At 64.7% G+C, this 1,737-nt stretch carries 2 protein-coding genes; both read left to right on the forward strand.

Features of this window, described 5'->3' with window-relative positions; translation table 11 throughout:
• The first annotated feature begins 49 nt into the window (after positions 1-49).
• On the forward strand, positions 50-946 hold the full coding sequence (locus PARJ55_RS22820) for a helicase RepA family protein (RefSeq protein ID WP_051416398.1): 897 nt from the start codon (positions 50-52) through the stop codon (positions 944-946).
• The coding region (repC, locus tag PARJ55_RS0120575; RefSeq protein WP_028714667.1) for a replication protein C, IncQ-type at positions 939-1,737 on the forward strand (799 nt) is incomplete at its 3' end. The genes PARJ55_RS22820 and repC, both read left to right, overlap by 8 nt.

Here is a 1,737-nt window from a genome sequence, read left to right on the forward strand (position 1 = left end):
TGCAACGCCGAACCCCCGCGAAAGTGTGGCAGACTGATTGGAACAGCGAATGCCTGACGTGAATGATAGCATCAACGACCTGGCCTTGCCACGTCTTGATATTCGAAAAAGTTTTACCGAGCAGCCGCCCGCGCTCGACTTCGTATTGCCGGGCATGATCGCAGGGACGGTTGGGGCGCTTGTCGCCCAGGGCGGCGCTGGCAAGAGCTGGGTCGCACTGGAAATCGCCATCGGCGTCGCGGGAGGCCCGGACCTGCTTGGCATGCAGTATCCCGCACAGGGCCGCGTTCTGTATCTGCCTGCCGAAGATCCGGCGCTTGCGATCAATCACCGGCTCTATTCGGCCCGCGAAGCCGTGGCTGGGTCCATCGACCAGCTGGCCGAGACGCTGGAAATCGTGCCGCTTATGGGCCGGGCGGTTGATTTGCTTGTCCCGGCCTGGGCCGATGCCATTGAGCGCATGGCGACCGGGGCGCGCCTTGTCGTGATCGACACGCTGCGCCGGTTCCACTCCGGAGATGAAAACTCGGCTGGCGAGATGGCGCGCCTCCTGGGCGTCCTGGAGGGCATCTGTGAGCGCACAGGCGCTTCGGTGCTGTTCCTCCACCACACGGCCAAGGGAGCGGCCCTGAACGGCGCTGGAGACGCGCAGCAGGCATCCCGCGGTTCGTCGGTCCTGGTCGATAACGTCCGGGGCGGGCAATTCAATTTGCTCGGCATGACCGAAGCGGACGCGCGGGCGCACGGGGTCGATCCCGGCGACCGCCGCAGCTTCGTCCGGCTTTGTCAGGCGAAAGCGAACTTCGGCCCGCCGATGGCCGATAAATGGTATAGGCGCATGGATGGCGGGCTTCTGGTCCCGGCCCAGATCGAGAGGCGCGATGATGGCGGACGAGAGGCAGAAGCCACCCGTGCGAAGGGCGAGCGGGGGCGCTCGCATGGTTGACCTGACCCATGCCCGACACGACCGGGCGCATGTGCTGGCACCGGGGCTTTTCCGTTCGCTGGCTCCAGGCGACCGGAAGCGGCTCAAGCTCGATGTTGTCTACGACTTCGGAGACGGCGAGCGCTTGGAGTTCAAGGGCTTTGATCCGCTTGGGGTTCTGGAGATGCGGGTGCTGCAAGGCATCGTCGCGATGGCAGGGCCAGAGGGCCTGATCCTCGAACAGGAGGACAAGGCCAGCCCTGGAGGTAAGCAGCTCATGCTTGCCCTGTTCGATCCCGCCGACAACGCCGTGAAGGCGGCGCGAGAGAAGCCGACATCGCTTATCGTCAAGGACAGCCTGCGTCGTCTCGCCCGCGAGATCGGCCTTGCTGAGAGCGGCACGAACCTCAAGCACATCAAGGATGCGATCAAACGCCTGTTCGGCGTGACCGTATTCGTGCGCCAAGGAAATCGTGAGATCGGGACGCGATTGCTGTCGAGTTACGCCAGCGATGAGGAGACGGGAGACCTGTATGTCGCCCTGAATCCTCGTCTGGCGGCTGCAATCCTGGGGCGGGTTCCGCATGCCCGGATTGATCTGGCCGAGGCGCGGAAACTGGAGAGCGATCCGGCTCGGCTGATCCATCAGCGACTGTCCGGCTGGATCGACCCTGGCAAGAGCGGGGAGGCAACCGCCGACACGCTGTCTGGCTATGTGTGGCCGGAGGTGGCGCCCACCGAACGAGCCACAAGGGCGCGGATCACTAAGGTCAGGAAGGCTGTGAGGGAGATCGGGGCGACAGGCTGGCGGG

The organism is Paracoccus sp. J55 (genome assembly GCF_000513975.1).
GTDB lineage: Bacteria > Pseudomonadota > Alphaproteobacteria > Rhodobacterales > Rhodobacteraceae > Paracoccus.